13 protein-coding genes are annotated in these 15,267 nt (G+C 53.7%); 5 read left to right on the top strand and 8 right to left on the bottom strand.

Features of this window, described 5'->3' with window-relative positions; translation table 11 throughout:
* The first annotated feature begins 115 nt into the window (after nucleotides 1–115).
* On the top strand, nucleotides 116–349 hold the full coding sequence (locus ACOTX1_RS09840) for a YgdI/YgdR family lipoprotein (protein ID WP_003856439.1): 234 nt from the start codon (nucleotides 116–118) through the stop codon (nucleotides 347–349).
* A 48-nt stretch (nucleotides 350–397) separates the two neighbouring features.
* On the opposite strand, the gene ACOTX1_RS09835 is transcribed toward ACOTX1_RS09840, so the two are convergent.
* Nucleotides 398–3,391 (bottom strand): autotransporter outer membrane beta-barrel domain-containing protein, encoded by a 2,994-nt coding sequence (locus ACOTX1_RS09835; RefSeq protein WP_421766822.1) that lies wholly within the window; start codon nucleotides 3,389–3,391, stop codon nucleotides 398–400.
* Between the two features lie 374 nt (nucleotides 3,392–3,765).
* Between ACOTX1_RS09835 and kefF the strand changes: the two genes are divergently transcribed.
* The 3 genes from kefF to folA all read left to right on the top strand — a co-directional run bounded on the left by kefF (nucleotide 3,766) and on the right by folA (nucleotide 6,748).
* Nucleotides 3,766–4,296 carry a glutathione-regulated potassium-efflux system oxidoreductase KefF gene (kefF, locus tag ACOTX1_RS09830; RefSeq protein ID WP_023315373.1) on the top strand — a complete coding sequence of 177 codons (531 nt, stop codon included), beginning with the start codon at nucleotides 3,766–3,768 and terminating at the stop codon, nucleotides 4,294–4,296.
* A complete protein-coding gene (kefC, locus tag ACOTX1_RS09825) occupies nucleotides 4,289–6,154 on the top strand; it encodes a glutathione-regulated potassium-efflux system protein KefC (protein ID WP_003856433.1) in 1,866 nt (621 codons plus the stop codon). The genes kefF and kefC overlap by 8 nt, the downstream gene beginning before the upstream one ends.
* Nucleotides 6,155–6,268: 114 nt before the next feature.
* A complete protein-coding gene (gene folA, locus ACOTX1_RS09820; protein WP_003856431.1) occupies nucleotides 6,269–6,748 on the top strand; it encodes a type 3 dihydrofolate reductase in 480 nt (159 codons plus the stop codon).
* A gap of 39 nt (nucleotides 6,749–6,787) precedes the next feature.
* Here the strand turns inward: folA and apaH are convergent, their stop codons facing one another.
* From apaH to lptD, 6 genes are read right to left on the bottom strand one after another with little or no spacing between them, the layout of a single operon-like run.
* Complete coding sequence (apaH, locus tag ACOTX1_RS09815; protein WP_015572649.1) at nucleotides 6,788–7,636, bottom strand: bis(5'-nucleosyl)-tetraphosphatase (symmetrical) ApaH; 849 nt, start codon at nucleotides 7,634–7,636, stop codon at nucleotides 6,788–6,790.
* Between the two features lie 4 nt (nucleotides 7,637–7,640).
* Nucleotides 7,641–8,018 (bottom strand): Co2+/Mg2+ efflux protein ApaG, encoded by a 378-nt coding sequence (gene apaG, locus ACOTX1_RS09810; protein ID WP_003856425.1) that lies wholly within the window; start codon nucleotides 8,016–8,018, stop codon nucleotides 7,641–7,643.
* 3 nt (nucleotides 8,019–8,021) lie between these two features.
* Nucleotides 8,022–8,843, bottom strand: a complete 822-nt coding sequence (rsmA, locus tag ACOTX1_RS09805; RefSeq protein ID WP_023315374.1) for a 16S rRNA (adenine(1518)-N(6)/adenine(1519)-N(6))-dimethyltransferase RsmA — start codon at nucleotides 8,841–8,843, stop codon at nucleotides 8,022–8,024.
* Nucleotides 8,840–9,826 carry a 4-hydroxythreonine-4-phosphate dehydrogenase PdxA gene (gene pdxA / locus ACOTX1_RS09800; RefSeq protein WP_003856419.1) on the bottom strand — a complete coding sequence of 329 codons (987 nt, stop codon included), beginning with the start codon at nucleotides 9,824–9,826 and terminating at the stop codon, nucleotides 8,840–8,842. The genes rsmA and pdxA overlap by 4 nt, the downstream gene beginning before the upstream one ends.
* Nucleotides 9,826–11,112, bottom strand: a complete 1,287-nt coding sequence (gene surA / locus ACOTX1_RS09795) for a peptidylprolyl isomerase SurA (RefSeq protein ID WP_003856417.1) — start codon at nucleotides 11,110–11,112, stop codon at nucleotides 9,826–9,828. The genes pdxA and surA overlap by 1 nt, the downstream gene beginning before the upstream one ends.
* Before the next feature lie 53 nt (nucleotides 11,113–11,165).
* Nucleotides 11,166–13,517: an LPS assembly protein LptD gene (lptD, locus tag ACOTX1_RS09790; protein WP_006810140.1), complete on the bottom strand. Its 2,352-nt coding sequence runs from the start codon at nucleotides 13,515–13,517 to the stop codon at nucleotides 11,166–11,168.
* Between the two features lie 239 nt (nucleotides 13,518–13,756).
* Between lptD and djlA the strand changes: the two genes are divergently transcribed.
* Complete coding sequence (djlA, locus tag ACOTX1_RS09785; protein WP_023315375.1) at nucleotides 13,757–14,572, top strand: co-chaperone DjlA; 816 nt, start codon at nucleotides 13,757–13,759, stop codon at nucleotides 14,570–14,572.
* Nucleotides 14,573–14,602: 30 nt separating this feature from the next.
* Here djlA and rluA read toward each other — a convergent pair whose 3' ends face one another.
* Nucleotides 14,603–15,262, bottom strand: coding sequence for a bifunctional tRNA pseudouridine(32) synthase/23S rRNA pseudouridine(746) synthase RluA (rluA, locus tag ACOTX1_RS09780; RefSeq protein WP_003856412.1), 660 nt, complete (start codon nucleotides 15,260–15,262; stop codon nucleotides 14,603–14,605).
* Nucleotides 15,263–15,267 lie beyond the last annotated feature (5 nt).

The following is a 15,267-nucleotide window of genomic DNA, read 5'->3' as shown; positions in this document are numbered from 1 at the left end:
TACCGGGCAATTTTCCCATCTTAAGAACCTTCTGCTTTTTCATCCGCTTTCAGTCAGTTAGCCTAAAATGGTTAGGTCGATAACGAAAATTCAACTGAGAGCAGGGGAATACACCATGCAAAATAAATTACTGATCGCTTCCGTTCTGGCTGCCACCGCAATGTTCACCGTGGCGGGCTGTTCGTCCAATCAGGCCGTAAAAACCACCGATGGCAAAACGATTGTTACTGACGGGAAACCGCAGGTGGATGACGATACCGGTCTGGTATCGTACAAAAACGCCGAAACCGGTCAAACTGAACAGATTAACCGTGACCAGGTTAAATCAATGGGTGAGCTGGATAACTAAAAAAAAGCAGTGGCACATGCCACTGCTTTTTTGCTTCAGAATGATCGATTACCAGCGATGGTTTAGCAAAATATGACCGCCGTATGCGGCATAGCTGTTTTCACCCCATTCGCTGCTGGCTCGCAGGGAGATTGTCGTGGTTTCGTTCAGGTTGCCGGTTACGCCCAGCTCTAACTGACCACGATCTTCCGGCGTATCGTTGCTGACGGTCTCGTTGTTGAATGCCAGATCGTTTTGACCAGCACCTTTCAACCAGTTAACCGCGACGTACGGCTGCCAGGCCTTGACGTCCTTCTGCTGGAAGTAGCTTGCTTTAACGCCGAGACGACCAAAGACGCTGTCGTTGTCCAGGGTAGTGACGCGTACGCCGTCGCGATCGGTATGATTTTCCTGATCGAGATAGCTGTATATCACCTGCGCCTGCGGCTCGATCTTCCAGGTACGTTCATTTTCTGACTGGATAACCCACGCGTGGCCGACTTCAACAGACGCGGCGAAACCTTCGCTATCGTAGTCTTCGTCGTTGCGGTTGCTGGTGACTTTGTTGTTGTACCAGCTGTATGCGGCCCAGGTATCAACGTAGCTGCCCAGACGTAATTTCTGATCTTCCTGCCAGGTGGCGTAAAGCCCAACATTGAAACCATCAACCTTACCCTGAGCGTCACGCACGTTGTGCTTCGCATCAGAGTGGGTCTTCGCCTGGCCTGCACCGAACATCCCGCCAGCACGCAGGATACCGTTATCCATTGGTTTGCTCATGAAATCGCTGCCGACTTGTAGTACGGTCGTGGTGGTGTCATAGCTGACTTTATCGCCACCCGCATCGTTCTCGTGATAGCGACCCTTAACGTACATCCAGGTGTTCAGGTCGTCTTCATTGCGGAAGGTGATCTGGTCGCGATCGTCACGTTTATGCAGGAACATGCCCTGTGCGGCAAGGTAGTTGCCTAAGTAAGCACCCACTTCAGGCGCCATGACTTCCGGCGCATTGTTACCGCCGTTGTCAGTGCTACCGCCGTTGTCGGTGTTGCCGCCGTTGTCAGTGTTACCGCCGTTGTCGGTGTTACCGCCGTTGTCGGTGTTGCCGCCGTTGTCAGTGTTACCGCCGTTATCGGTGTTGCCGCCGTTGTCAGTGTTACCGCCGTTGTCGGTGTTACCGCCGTTGTCGGTGTTACCGCCGTTATCGGTGTTGCCGCCGTTATCGGTGTTGCCGCCATCATCGGTATTTCCACTGTCATCGGTGTCGTCAGAAGGATCATCAGAAGGCGTCGCCTTTGATTCCAGATACCAGTTGCCGTCACTGTGCTGGTAGAGGTTATATTCCCAGGCGCCTGCGACGACCGGTTTTGCCAGCGTCAGTTGGGCTTCGGAACTGCCGCCGATGCTGACAATTTCCATACCGTTAATGGTTTGCGCGCCTGCGCCGCCAATGTTGGTAATGCTGACGCCGGACTGACCGAAGCTGCTGCCCGTAATAGTGAGGTGGTCAGTTGGTGAATTATCTTCACCCAGGGTGCTGTTCATCACAATCTGGCTACCGTCAGAGCCGGTGTAGTCGCCATTAATCGTAAAATTATTGCCGACGCTATTATCAGCCGCACTGAGTAACAGCGTACCACCATTAGTCACGTTGCCGTTGATGGTATCGACGCCGGAAGCGCTGAGCGTGGAGTTACCCTGGACGGCATTCCATGCCGCCAGCGTACCGCCGCTAAGAACCGCGATGTTGTTGTTCACTTCGCCTGCGGTGGCAAAGGTCGCGCCATTTTCAACGGTAACAGTGGCGTTACTGCCCTTGACGCCGAGCGTTGCGCCGGTGGAGACCAGCGTGGTGCCGCCGTGCAGAACCGTATCCCCTGTGTAGCTATTTTTGCCCGTCAGGGTCAGGGTGTTGGAGTCTACTTTTTCGACGTTACCGCTACCGGTCATGTCGGTGGCGAAAGTGAAATCGCTACCCTGATTGAAAATGACGGTACCGTTGTTGGTGATCCCACCGCTGAGCGTCGCAGTTTTTTCGCCATCGCCCAGTTGCAGCGAGGCGTCTTTGGCCACCCGCGTATTACCGGTGTTGGATACTTCGCCCGCCAGGGTTAACGCGCCCTTGTCTATCATCAAGGAGTCGCCAGAGCCAATAATGTCAATATCGCCCGACAGCGCCCAGTTTTCGCCGTTCATTGTGACGCTGGCAAAACCGTCCCCTTCATTCAGACCCACAAAATTGCTGTCTTCTGTACCGGTGCCGATCAGAGTGAGGTTGTTTCCCGTGGAATTGGTGGAAATAACGTCACCGACAAGGACGGAACCCGTATCAAGCACCAGCGTGTTATTTTTATTGCTGGCAAACATTATAGCGGCTGTATTACCACTAATCGTTCCGCTATTCTTGATATCCAATTTTGCAGTATCTTTTACATTGATACCGTTCTCGGTTCCCTGCACAAGGGCATTGTTAGTAAGCTTGGTGTTGCCATTAGTTGCCGTAATAGCATCACCATTTGTACCGATAATTGCGCCACTGTTATTAATGCCAATACCATACCGAGTACTTAGACCCGTTTTTCCTTTTATCATTCCGGTGCTGGTATTGATAATGTTTACTGCGGAAGAGTTTTCGCCGACAAACATGCCATTTTCCGCACCGATAATATTTCCACTGTTATTAAAATCACCGAGCATTGACTGAATATTAACAGCATTCGCGGTGGTGGAGGAAATGGTTGCACCGATGTCATTATTAATTAAAATGCGCTGTTCACCAGTATTAATATCCAGGCCATTTCCCGTGCCAGAAATATTGCCATAATTAGTGGTAGTAGTGGTAGTAAACCCAGTGACAGACACCGCCGCTTCACTACCCGCGGAGGATATCGTCACGTCTTTATTAATAACATATTCAGCATCGGCTGAAAAATCTTGAGGGACAGAGGTTGATTGATCAATGATTGCAGAAAATGCAACCGCGGGGATGCATATCAACAAAGCAGGAAATATCTTCCCTAGAGTTTTGGTTGTATTATTTAATTTGAAGAGTTTTTTGCTCATGTACACATCCATTTGAGTGAGAAGGAACATCAGATAACGTGTGTCAAACGTATATTGACTATCTTTAAGGTTGAGCTCAAAACAAAAAAGCATAAAATTATTATTTTTTCAATGAGTTATGTACAGGTTGATTTATTAAAATATGACTTAAGATAATCTAAAAATATTCGTTAAAAATATGAGTCTGCATAATCATTTTGCAGGGTTAATTCGTCGCTAGCGTGGTGCTCCTTCTTTCGCGTCAGTCGCGTTTGTATGGCGACAAAGGCTGCCAATCCTTGCGATTTACTTTGAAGCGGTCGTTAGCCTCTTTCAGTTGGGGGGGGAACTGTCTACACTCATTGCTACAAGAAAAGCAGAAGACAGGCATATTCATGGTTCTGATAATTTATGCGCACCCCTATCCGCAGCATTCGCATGCGAATAAGCGGATGCTTGAGCAGGCAAGGACGCTCGAAAACGTAGAGATACGTTCCCTCTATCAACTCTATCCTGATTTTAATATCGATGTCGCCGCCGAACAGGAGGCGCTCTCTCGTGCCGATCTGATCGTCTGGCAGCATCCGATGCAGTGGTATAGCACCCCTCCGCTGCTGAAATTGTGGATCGACAAAGTTTTCTCCCACGGTTGGGCATACGGACACAACGGCAACGCGCTTCATGGCAAAAGCCTGATGTGGGCTGTTACCACCGGCGGGGGGGAAAGCCATTTTGAGATTGGCGCCTTCCCCGGATTTGACGTGCTGGCGCAGCCGCTCCAGGCTACTGCCCTTTACTGCGGTCTGAACTGGCTTCCGCCTTTTGCGATGTACTGTACCTTTGTCTGCGACGATGAAACCTTGCAGGCGCAGGCTCGTCACTACAAACAACGCTTACTTGAGTGGCAGGAGACGCACAATGGATAGCCATACGCTGATACAGGCGCTGATTTATCTTGGCGCGGCGGCATTAATTGTGCCCGTGGCGGTTCGTCTGGGGCTGGGCTCGGTGCTCGGCTATCTGATTGCCGGGTGTGTAATTGGCCCCTGGGGCTTTCGGCTGGTGACGGATGCCGAGTCGATCCTGCATTTTGCGGAGATCGGCGTGGTGCTTATGCTGTTCGTGATTGGCCTGGAGCTGGATCCGCAGCGGCTGTGGAAACTGCGCGCCTCGGTGTTTGGCGGAGGCGCTCTGCAAATGCTGGCCTGCGGTCTGCTGTTGGGCGGGTTCTGCATTCTGCTCGGGATGGAGTGGAAAGTCGCGGAGTTGATCGGCATGACGCTGGCGCTCTCCTCGACGGCTATTGCCATGCAGGCTATGAACGAGCGTAACCTGACGGTGTCGCAAATGGGGCGCAGCACCTTCTCCGTACTGTTGTTCCAGGATATTGCCGCCATCCCGCTGGTGGCGATGATCCCGCTGCTGGCAACCAGCGGCGCATCAACGACGCTGGGGGCATTTGCCTTATCAGCGCTGAAGGTTGTTGGTGCGCTGGCGCTGGTTGTTCTGCTTGGTCGCTACGTAACGCGTCCGCTGCTGCGCTTTGTTGCTCGCTCTGGCCTGCGCGAAGTATTCAGCGCCGTTGCGTTATTCCTGGTGTTTGGTTTTGGATTGCTGCTTGAAGAGGCCGGGCTGTCGATGGCAATGGGCGCCTTCCTCGCGGGGGTCTTACTGGCTAGCTCCGAATACCGTCACGCGCTGGAAAGCGATATCGAGCCGTTTAAAGGATTGCTGCTGGGGCTGTTTTTCATCGGCGTCGGGATGTCTATCGACTTCGGGACGCTGGTGACCCATCCGCTGCGCATCATCATTCTGCTGGTAGGTTTCCTGGTCATTAAAATGGCGATGCTGTGGCTGATCGCCCGCCCGTTAAACGTGCCAAAACCGCAGCGCCGCTGGTTTGCCGTGCTGCTGGGGCAGGGGAGTGAGTTTGCTTTCGTGGTCTTTGGCGCAGCGCAGATGGCAAATGTACTCGATCCGGAATGGGCAAAAGCGCTGACGCTGGCGGTTGCGCTGTCGATGGCCGCAACGCCGATCCTGCTGGTGTTGCTGACGCGTCTGGAAAAAACGGGAAGCGAACAGGAACGAGAAGCCGATGAGATCGACGAGGAGCAGCCGCGGGTGATCATCGCCGGATTTGGCCGCTTCGGGCAGATTACCGGCCGTTTACTGCTCTCCAGCGGAGTCAAAATGGTTATCCTCGATCACGATCCTGACCATGTGGATACGCTGCGTAAATTCGATATGAAAGTATTTTACGGTGATGCGACCCGGGTTGATCTGCTGGAATCCGCCGGCGCGGCGAAGGCCGAGGTGCTGATTAACGCCATCGACGATCCAGAGACCAGTATGCAGATGGTTGAGCTGGTCAAAGAGCATTTTCCGCATCTGACCATTATCTCTCGTGCGCGCGATGTGGATCATTACATCCAGCTCCGTCAGGCGGGTGTGGCAGCCCCTGAACGTGAAACCTTCGAAGGGGCGCTCAAATCTGGCCGCATGGCGCTTGAAAGCCTGGGACTTGGCGCGTATGAAGCGCGTGAGCGTGCCGATTTATTCCGCCGTTTTAACCATGAGATGGTGGAAGAGATGGTGGCGATGGCGAGCAGTACGGCAACCGAACGCGCTGCGGTGTTTAAACGCACCAGCACCATGCTGACGGAGATCATCAACGAGGATCGTAATCACCTGTCGCTGGTTCAGCGCCACGGCTGGCAAGGAACGGAAGAGGGCAAGCATACCGGTGATCCTGAGGATGAACCGGAGAGTAAACCCTCTGCGTGAAGTGGAGTTGCCAGCAATATTAAAAAATTTCTAATTCTTTACCCTGCCGCCAGTCGACGAAAGATTAAGCTTTCCGTATAGTGGCGGCAATTTTTTGCATCCGGGAAATTTTCAATGATCAGTCTGATTGCAGCGCTGGCGGTAGACCGCGTTATCGGCATGGAAAACGCCATGCCGTGGAACCTGCCTGCCGATCTCGCATGGTTTAAACGTACTACGTTAAACAAGCCGGTAGTGATGGGCCGCCTGACCTGGGAGTCGATTGGTCGTCCATTGCCGGGTCGTAAGAATATTGTGATCAGTAGCCAGCCGGGCACTGACGATCGCGTGCAGTGGGTTAAGTCCGTTGATGAAGCCATTGCCGCCTGCGGCGATGCCGAAGAGATCATGGTGATCGGCGGCGGGCGTGTGTATGAGCAGTTCCTGCCAAAAGCGCAGAAACTGTATCTGACGCACATTGATGCGGAAGTGGAAGGGGATACCCATTTCCCGGATTACGATCCGGACGAGTGGGAGTCTGTATTCAGTGAGTTTCACGATGCGGATGCGCAAAACTCGCACAGCTACTGCTTCGAAATTCTGGAACGTCGTTAACGGTTTTATCCTCTCCTCGAAGGGAGAGGATAAACATCTTCAGGAGGCGACCGCCTCACCTTCGCCTAAGTCCAGCTGTCGGTTGGATGGCTGCACAAAGTAGGTCTTATCTTCCCAGCGTAAGCAGGTTAAATCCCCGCCCCAGCAGCATCCGGTATCCAGCGCGTAGATATTTTCCGGGGTGCCTTTTCCTTCCAGCGATGCCCAGTGCCCAAATACCACGCTATATTCGTTTGTCACGGGGCCCGGAATGGCAAACCACGGCTTAAGCGGCGCAGGCGCATTTTCCGGCGTATCTTTGCAATACATATCCAGCTGTCCGTTCGGGAAGCAGTAGCGCATGCGCGTAAAGGCATTGGTGATAAAACGCAGTCGCGCCAGGCCGCTGAGATCATCACTCCAGTTATTTGGCATGTCGCCGTACATCGCATCGAGGAAGAACGGGTAGGAGTCGCTCGCCAGCACCGCTTCGGCGTCGCGCGCGCAGGTTTTTGCCGTCTCAAGATCCCACTGAGGCGTGATGCCGGCATGCGCCATCACCAGTTTTTTCTCTTCGTCAATCTGTAGCAGCGGCTGGCGACGCAGCCAGTTGAGCAACTCATCGGCATCCGGCGCTTCCAGCAGGGGGGTAATGCGATCTTTCGGCTTATTACGGCTGATCCCGGCGTATACGGCCAGCAGATGCAGATCGTGGTTGCCCAGCACCATGCGCACGCTGTCGCCCAGCGATTTGACATAGCGGAGAACGTCCAGGGAACCGGGACCGCGCGCCACTAAGTCGCCCGTCAGCCAGAGCGTATCCTGCCCGGGGGTGAAGTCGACCTGTTTTAATAATGCGATCAGTTCATCGTAGCAACCGTGAACGTCGCCAATCAGATATGTAGACATTAGATTAATGAATAAGTGTAGGTACGGCGAGACGGAATACGGGAATAGCAATGCGGAAAGCATTACCGTCGGCATCGACCATTTCGTAATGGCCCTGCATGGTACCCAGCGGCGTTTCAATTACCGCGCCGCTGGTGTACTGATACTCTTCGCCAGGGGCGATATGGGGTTGTTCACCGACCACACCTTCGCCCTGGACTTCAATTTCACGGCCATTGCCGTTGGTGATAAGCCAGTAGCGCCCGAGCAGTTGCACAGGCATCCGCCCCAGATTGCGAATGGTTACGGTATAAGCAAAGACAAAACGTTCTTCATCCGGTGTGGATTGGGACTCAATGTAGACGCTTTGAACCTGAACACAGACGCGGGGCGAATCAATCATGGCTTAGCTCTCCTTCGGCGGCGCATTGTCGCTGATGTAATTAGCCAGCTTGCAGTACTGCTCTACGGAAATATTTTCCGCACGCATTGCCGGGTCGATGCCCAACTCAGCTAATACGTCAACGGTAAACAGATTGCCAAGGCTGTTACGAATCGTTTTACGGCGCTGGTTAAAGGCTTCTGTCGTGATACGGCTCAGCACGCGCAGGTCTTTGACCGGGTACGGCATCGTTTTATGTGGCACCAGGCGCACAACCGCAGAATCTACCTTTGGCGGTGGCGTGAATGCGGAAGGCGGTACTTCTAATACCGGGATCACGTTGCAGTAATATTGCGCCATCACGCTTAAACGACCATACGCTTTACTGTTCGGCCCTGCAACCAGACGGTTAACGACCTCTTTTTGCAACATGAGGTGCATGTCGGCAATGGCATCAGTATAGCTAAACAGATGGAACATCAGCGGGGTGGAGATGTTGTACGGCAGGTTACCGAACACGCGCAGCGGCTGTCCCATTTTTTCTGACAGTTCGCCAAAGTTCATGGTCATCGCATCCTGCTGATAAATCGTCAGCTTCGGCCCGAGGAACGGGTGCGTTTGCAGACGCGCGGCCAGATCGCGGTCGAGTTCGATAACGGTCAGTTCGTCGAGGCGTTCGCCTACCGGCTCGGTCAGCGCGGCAAGTCCCGGGCCGATTTCGACCATGGCCTGACCTTTCTGCGGATTAATGGCAGAAACGATACTGTCGATCACAAACTGATCGTTGAGGAAGTTTTGCCCGAAGCGTTTACGGGCTAAGTGGCCCTGATGGACTCGATTAGTCATTGAGTATTAACAATCATTTTGATGGCGAGATTAAGCGCCGTAATAAAACTGCCGACATCCGCTTTTCCCTGGCCTGCCAGATCCAGCGCAGTACCGTGGTCAACGGACGTTCGAATAAAGGGTAAACCGAGGGTGATATTCACCCCGCGGCCAAAGCCCTGGTATTTTAGCACGGGCAGACCCTGATCGTGGTACATCGCGAGTACGGCGTCGGCATTATCCAGGTATTTGGGCTGGAAAAGGGTGTCGGCAGGCAGAGGCCCGCTGAGGTTCATCCCCTTCGCCCGCATCTCCTCAAGCACTGGAATGATGGTGTCTATCTCTTCGGTGCCCATATGTCCGCCTTCACCCGCGTGCGGATTCAGGCCGCAAACCAGCACATGCGGCTGCGGAATGCCGAATTTGGTTTGCAGATCGTGATGCAAAATGCCAATGATCTCACGCAGGAGTTCAGGCGTAATGGCATCCGGAATGGCTTTGATCGGCAGGTGCGTTGTTACCAGCGCAACGCGCATTGCTTCGGTTGCCAGCATCATCACCACTTTCGGGCTGTGCGAACGCTCTTCGAAAAATTCCGTATGCCCGGTAAACGGAATGCCCGCGTCATTGATCACGCCTTTATGCACCGGACCGGTGATCAGGGCGGCAAATTCGCCCTGAAGGCAACCGTCACAGGCGCGCGCCAGCGTCTCGACAACGTAGTGGCCGTTTTCGGTGTGTAACTCGCCGGGGACAACAGGCGCACGGAGCGGAACAGAAAGCAGGGTGAGAGTACCAGACTGCTGCGGTGCGGGCTGTTGGCCTTCAACGTAAGGGAGGAGCGTTAAAGGCAGACCGAGCAAAGCTGCCCGGTCTTGTAACAGTGTTGCATCTGCACAGACAACCAACTCTACCGGCCAGCTGCGCTGGGCGAGCTGAACCACCAGGTCAGGCCCAATCCCGGCGGGTTCGCCGGGGGTGATCACAACACGATGCGGTTTCATCAGTTGCTCAACACTTTCACGTAAGCGCTGGCGCGTTGTTCCTGCATCCAGGTTGCGGCTTCTTCAGAGAACTTACGGTTAAACAGCATGCGATACGCGCGGTCTTTCTGCGCCGCGTCGGTTTTATCCACGTTGCGCGTGTCCATCAGCTGGATCAGATGCCAGCCGAAGGAAGAGTGTACCGGCGCGCTCATCTGGCCTTTATTCAGCTTCATTAACGCATCGCGGAAAGCCGGATCGTAAATATCAGCGGCCGCCCAACCCAGGTCACCGCCCTGGTTTGCAGAGCCAGGATCCTGAGAGAACTCTTTTGCTGCTTTATCGAAGGTGGTTTTACCGCTCTTGATGTCTGCGGCGATCTGTTCCAGCTTCGCACGGGCCTGATCGTCAGTCATGATCGGAGACGGCTTAAGCAGGATATGACGCGCGTGAACTTCAGTAACCGAAATGTTCTGGCTCTGGCCGCGCAGGTCGTTCACTTTCAGAATGTGGAAGCCCACACCGGAACGGATTGGACCGACGATATCGCCTTTCTTCGCGGTGCTCAGCGCCTGGGCAAACAGGGATGGCAGCTCCTGAATACGCCCCCAGCCCATCTGGCCGCCTTTCAGCGCCTGCTGGTCAGCGGAATAGGTGATCGCCAGCTTGCCGAAGTCATCGCCATTACGCGCCTGCTCAACGATAGCGCGCGCCTGGCTTTCCGCCTCTGCCGCCTGATCGGAGGTTGGGTTTTCCGGCAGTGGGATCAGGATGTGGCTCAGGTTAAGCTCTGTGCTGGCATCATTCTGATTCCCCACCTGTTTTGCCAGGGCATCCACTTCCTGCGGCAGGATGGTGACGCGGCGACGGACTTCATTATTACGCACTTCTGAAATCAGCATCTCTTTACGGATCTGATTGCGGTAGGTGGCGTAGCTGATGCCGTCATAGGCGAGGCGGCTACGCATCTGGTCCGGGGTAATGTTGTTCTGCTTTGCAATGTTGGCGATCGCCTGATCGAGCTGCTCGTCAGAGATCTTCACACCCATTTTCTGGCCCATTTGCAGGACAATCTGATCCATGATCAGACGTTCCAGGATCTGGTGGCGCAGCGTAGCGTCATCCGGAAGTTGTTGACCTGCCTGGCCCGAGTTGAGCTTTACAGATTTCATCAAACCGTCAACGTCACTTTCAAGCACGACGCCGTTGTTAACCACAGCCGCGACTTTATCGACAACCTGTGGGGCCGCGAAGCTGGTATTCGCAACCATAGCGACACCGAGTAGCAGCGTTTTCCAGTTCTTCATACTTTTTCCATTTCAATTAACCGCAAAGCGGATTACGTTGTAAATCAAGCATATTACAATGAACTACGATACGGCAGAATGTTCGAGCGCAGCATCTGCTGCGTGCCCAGACCGTAGTTAGAACTCAGGCCGCGCAACTCGATATTAAAGCCAATCACGTTATCGTATTTGCCCTGACTGTTTTGCGTATCCCAACCGTTAAGTTTGCGTTCGTAACCGACACGTATTGCGTAACAGCAGGAGTTATATTGCAGACCCAGCATCTGGTCAGCAGGTTTTTGGGCATTCGTGTCATAGTAGTAGGCCCCGACGACTGACCAACGATCGGCAATCGGCCAGCTCGCGGCGGTACCCACCTGTGAAATACCGTCTTTGTATTGGTCTGTATTCGCATAGTTTGGCAGTGTCGCCTGGATATACTCCGGGCTGGCGTAACGGTACGTTAACTGCAACATGCGGTCTTCATCACGACGATATTCGATGGCAGCGCTGCCCGTCGCGATATTGTCCAGTCGTGTATCGTATTGAACACCACCGCGCAGACCCCAACGATCCGTCATGCGCCAGTAGGTGTCGCCTGCCCATACCAGTGAGCCCGTTTTGTTGTCTTTCTCCCAGTTAATGTCGTCATCACCGGTGCGAGACTCGGTGAAATAGTAGATTTGACCAACAGAAACGTTAAAACGTTCAACGGCAGCATCATCATATACGCGCGTTGTGACGCCGGTCGTTAACTGGTTAGCAGACGCAATACGGTCAAGGCCGCCGTAGGTACGGTCACGGAACAGGCCGCTGTAGTCTGATTGCAGGAAGGACGAGTCATAGTTTTGAATTTTGCTCTGATCGCGATAAGGCACATAAAGATACTGCATACGTGGCTCAAGCGTCTGGGTGTATCCATCCGCGAGAAGAGCCATATCACGTTCGAAAATCAGCTTCCCGTCCATTTTGAATTGCGGAAGCGTACGGTTTACCGATTCTTCAAGATCGGTGCCATAACGTTTGTTATACCAGTCCAGATTCTTCTGTTGGTAGTGGGTGGCCATCACTTTGGCTTCGGTATTCAGACTCGCCCAGTCGTTTGACCACGGCAGGTTGATCGTCGGCTCGATATGCAGACGCGTTGATTCCGGCATATCCGAGTTGGTGTTGACGAAATGGACCGCCTGAGCGTAAACGCGCGTGTCGAAAGGACCCACATCGTTCTGATACCAGTTCACGTCCAGCTGCGGCTCGGCACCATAGGTACTACGCGATTGCGTATCAAACACCTGGAACTGTTTGGTCGACACCGTCGCGTCAAAGTTCTCAATGGCGTAGCCCACGCTGAATTTCTGCGTGGCGTAACCGTCGGTACTGGAGCCGTATTTAGAATCAAAGTCGTTGAAGTAATACGGATCGCTGACTTTGGTGTAGTCGATGTTGAAGCGCCACACCTGATCCAATACCCCGGCGTGCTTCCAGTAGTACATCCAGCGGTGCTTATCACCTTCGCTCGGATGCTCGTCCTGGAAGACCTTATCTGATGGCAGATAATCAAATTCCATCAGACCCGCGCCCGCCTTGGTCAGATAGCGGAATTCGTTCTCCCACATGATGTTGCCGCGCTTATGGATATAGTGCGGCGTGATCGTGGCGTCCATGTTAGGCGCAATGTTCCAGTAGTACGGCAGGTAGAACTCAAAGTAGTTCGATGTGCTGTACTTGGCGTTCGGGATCAGGAAACCTGAACGACGTTTGTCACCCACGGGCAGTTGCAGGTAAGGACTATAGAAAATGGGCACCGGGCCGAGTTTAAAACGAGCGTTCCAGATCTCTGCAACCTGTTCTTCACGGTCGTGGATCACTTCACTGCCTACAACGCTCCAGGTATTTGACCCTGGCAAACAGGAGGTAAACGTGCCGTTTTCGAGAATGGTGTAGCGGTTTTCGCCGCGCTGCTTCATCAGGTCCGCGGTACCGCGCCCCTGACGACCGACCATCTGGTAATCACCTTCCCAGACGTTGGTGTCTTTGGTATTCAGATTCGACCAGGCTTTCGGACCTTTCAGGATGACCTGATTGTCGTCATAGTGCACATTACCCAGCGCATCCACCGTACGGACAGGCGCCTGAGCACCTTCCGGTTGCTTCTGGTGCAATTGCACTTCGTCAGCAAGCAGGCGACTGTTGCCCTGGTTAATATCGACATTGCCCGTAAAGGTTGCATTGTCAGGATAATTACCTTTTGCGCTGTCGGCATTAATGGTGACGGGTAAGTCATTCGTATCGCCTTTCACCAGTGGGCGATTGTAACTTGGGACGCCAAGCATACACTGCGAGGCGAGATCGGCTGCGAGCCCCTGTTGGCTATACAGGGCGGTGCCAATCATTGTGGCCAGAAGGGTGGGGATACGTTTTTTCATACGTTGTATTTTATTGTTCCGTCATCAGTGGCTACGGCTTACAAACGCTCAGAGACTATCTTACTCATCAGCGCAGTACCAGCGTTAATCCTGCCCGTTTGCGCGCCAGAGTGTTAGGCTCGCTATCGAATGACGAGTATGATAATGCAAATTATAGGCGATGTCCCTCAATTGACCGTGGCGCGACCACTGTAATGATGGCGTTGCGTCGGCCAGGAACATGACCATTCGGGGAGTATATGCAGTATTGGGGTAAAATAATCGGCGTTGCGTTCGCAATTATTATGGGTGCCGGATTCTGGGGTGTCGTTCTTGGCCTCATTATCGGCCATATGTTTGATAAAGCACGCAGCCGCAAAATGGCCTGGTTTGCCAACCAGCGCGAGCGCCAGTCACTCTTCTTCTCCACCACCTTCGAGGTGATGGGGCACTTAACCAAATCAAAAGGGCGCGTAACGGAAGCCGATATTCAGGTGGCCAGCGTCTTTATGGATCGCATGAATCTGCACGGCGAATCCCGCATCGCGGCGCAGAATGCGTTCCGGATTGGTAAATCAGATAACTACCCGCTGCGTGAAAAAATGCGGCAGTTCCGTAGCATCTGTTTCGGGCGTTTTGATTTAATTCGGATGTTTCTGGAAATTCAAATCCAGGCCGCCTTCGCGGATGGTTCTCTGCATCCGAATGAACGGGACGTTTTATATGTGATTGCCGAAGAGCTGGGCATTTCCCGCATGCAGTTCGACCAGTTCCTGCGTATGATGCAGGGCGGCGCGCAGTTTGGCGGTGGTTATCAGCAACAGCACTCCTCCGGCGGCTGGCAGCAGGCGCAGCGTGGCCCCACGCTTGAAGATGCCTGCAACGTCCTCGGCGTGAAGCCGTCTGACGATGTCACGACCATCAAACGCGCCTATCGTAAGCTGATGAGCGAGCACCATCCGGATAAGCTGGTGGCGAAAGGCCTGCCGCCAGAGATGATGGAGATGGCGAAGCAAAAAGCGCAGGAAATTCAGAAAGCCTACGAGCTGATTAAAGAGCAGAAAGGTTTTAAATAAAAAATGGCCCGACAGTGTCGGGCCATTTTTTCAGAAGTCCACCGGGGCTTTGAACGTCATGGCGTTGCCGAAAGCAGGGTGGGTAATGGTGAGCGTCTGCGCATGCAGTTGCAGGCGCGGCGCTAAGGCCAGCGCTTCTGGCGGCGCATAGAATCTGTCCCCCAGAATCGGGTGACCCATCGCAAGCATATGCACACGCAGCTGATGGGAGCGCCCGGTAATCGGCTTTAGCAGGACGCGCGCGGTGTTATCCGGCGCGTACTCCAGCACTTCATACTCGGTTTGCGCGGCCTTGCCGGTTTCATAACACACCTTCTGCTTTGGCCGGTTCGGCCAGTCGCAAATCAGCGGTAAATCCACCAGCCCTTCCGCCTGCGCCGGATGACCCCAGACGCGCGCGACATACTGCTTCTTCGGCTCGCGCTCGCGGAACTGACGCTTCAGCTCGCGTTCTGCCGCTTTATTCAGAGCCACCACAATCACGCCGCTGGTCGCCATATCCAGACGATGGACAGACTCGGCCTGGGGATAATCACGCTGGATACGCGTCATCACGCTGTCTTTATGCTCTTCCAGACGCCCCGGCACGGATAACAAGCCGCTCGGCTTGTTAACCACCATAATGTGCTCATCCTGATACAGAATGACCAGCCACGGATCCATCGGGGGATTGTAGGGCTCCATTACCATCTTGC

Origin of the sequence: Enterobacter cloacae complex sp. IR5401 (assembly GCF_049238425.1) — a bacterium.
Lineage (GTDB): Bacteria > Pseudomonadota > Gammaproteobacteria > Enterobacterales > Enterobacteriaceae > Enterobacter > Enterobacter hormaechei_C.
The sequence above is the reverse complement of the archived record's forward strand: the minus strand, read 5'-3'. Positions and strand labels throughout refer to the sequence as shown.

Excerpts from the sequence above, each read along its gene's own strand:
- ACOTX1_RS09840 (WP_003856439.1), top strand. The coding sequence starts at position 116 with ATGCAAAATAAATTACTGATCGCTTCCGTTCTGGCTGCCACCGCAATG.
- ACOTX1_RS09835 (WP_421766822.1), bottom strand. The coding sequence starts at position 3,391 with ATGAGCAAAAAACTCTTCAAATTAAATAATACAACCAAAACTCTAGGG.
- kefF (WP_023315373.1), top strand. The coding sequence starts at position 3,766 with ATGGTTCTGATAATTTATGCGCACCCCTATCCGCAGCATTCGCATGCG.
- kefC (WP_003856433.1), top strand. The coding sequence starts at position 4,289 with ATGGATAGCCATACGCTGATACAGGCGCTGATTTATCTTGGCGCGGCG.
- folA (WP_003856431.1), top strand. The coding sequence starts at position 6,269 with ATGATCAGTCTGATTGCAGCGCTGGCGGTAGACCGCGTTATCGGCATG.
- apaH (WP_015572649.1), bottom strand. The coding sequence starts at position 7,636 with ATGTCTACATATCTGATTGGCGACGTTCACGGTTGCTACGATGAACTG.
- apaG (WP_003856425.1), bottom strand. The coding sequence starts at position 8,018 with ATGATTGATTCGCCCCGCGTCTGTGTTCAGGTTCAAAGCGTCTACATT.
- rsmA (WP_023315374.1), bottom strand. The coding sequence starts at position 8,843 with ATGACTAATCGAGTCCATCAGGGCCACTTAGCCCGTAAACGCTTCGGG.
- pdxA (WP_003856419.1), bottom strand. The coding sequence starts at position 9,826 with ATGAAACCGCATCGTGTTGTGATCACCCCCGGCGAACCCGCCGGGATT.
- surA (WP_003856417.1), bottom strand. The coding sequence starts at position 11,112 with ATGAAGAACTGGAAAACGCTGCTACTCGGTGTCGCTATGGTTGCGAAT.
- lptD (WP_006810140.1), bottom strand. The coding sequence starts at position 13,517 with ATGAAAAAACGTATCCCCACCCTTCTGGCCACAATGATTGGCACCGCC.
- djlA (WP_023315375.1), top strand. The coding sequence starts at position 13,757 with ATGCAGTATTGGGGTAAAATAATCGGCGTTGCGTTCGCAATTATTATG.
- rluA (WP_003856412.1), bottom strand. The coding sequence starts at position 15,262 with ATGGTAATGGAGCCCTACAATCCCCCGATGGATCCGTGGCTGGTCATT.